This is a genomic window from Lamprobacter modestohalophilus (assembly GCF_016583905.1).
Classification (GTDB): Bacteria; Pseudomonadota; Gammaproteobacteria; order Chromatiales; family Chromatiaceae; genus Lamprobacter; species Lamprobacter modestohalophilus.
Window position 1 is genome coordinate 1 of sequence record NZ_NRRY01000180.1, and the last position, 904, is coordinate 904.

1 protein-coding gene and 1 pseudogene are annotated in these 904 nt (G+C 66.4%); both read left to right on the top strand.

Annotated features, from left to right (window positions below):
• The coding region (gene kdpC / locus CKO42_RS26735; protein ID WP_200252791.1) for a potassium-transporting ATPase subunit KdpC at nucleotides 1–527 on the top strand (527 nt) is incomplete at its 5' end.
• Nucleotides 524–904, top strand: a pseudogene (locus tag CKO42_RS26740) (sensor histidine kinase KdpD); the annotation flags it as partial. The gene kdpC and the pseudogene CKO42_RS26740, both read left to right, overlap by 4 nt.

Consider the following 904-nt stretch of genomic DNA (forward strand, 5'->3'; position numbering starts at 1 on the left):
GTGTCCTCTACCCGCTGCTCACCGTGGCGATCGGTGGCGTCCTGTTTCCTGAGCAGTCCACCGGCAGCTTCGTCGAACGCGATGGCACGGTGATCGGCTCGGCACTGGTCGGCCAGCCGTTCAAGGCGCCGGGCTATTTTCATGGCCGCCCCTCGGCTGCCGGTTATGATCCCTTTGGCGTCTCCGGTTCCAACCTCGCATCCAGCAACCCAGCGTTGCGCGAGCGGGCCAGGGCCAGCTCAAGCGAGATCGCAGCCGCCAATGCCGTGGAACCGACGGCGATCCCGGTCGATCTCATCGCTGCCTCCGGGTCGGGCATCGACCCGCACATCAGCCCGGAAGCGGCCGAACTTCAGATCGACCGGGTCGCCGCCGCGCGCGGGCTGCCCCGCGCGGCTATTGCGGCCTTGGTGGCGGCACATGTGGAGTCTCCGGTGCTTGGGGTACTGGGGCAGCCGCGGGTCAATGTGCTGCGGTTGAACCTGGCACTTGCCGACCTCGGTCTAGAGGCCGGCGTAACGCCATGAAGGTGACAGAGGATCATCGGCCCGACCCCCAAGCCCTGCTATCGGCCATCAAGCGCGAGCGGCACGGGGCGCTCAAGATATTCTTGGGCGCCTTCCCCGGCGTCGGCAAGACCTACAAGATGCTGGAGGCCGCGCGTGAGGCGCGGCGCGAGGGCGCCGATATCGTCATCGGGATCATCGAGAGCCATGGCCGGCAGGAAACCGAGTCGCTGTGCGAAGGACTGGAGTCCATTCCCCTGATGCCGCTCGCGTATCGGGGCGCACAGTTTCGGGAGCTGAACCTGGATGCCATTCTCAAACGTGCGCCGGCCGTGGTGCTGATCGACGAACTGGCCCATCGCAACATTCCGGGAACCCGCCACCCACGCCGTTATCAG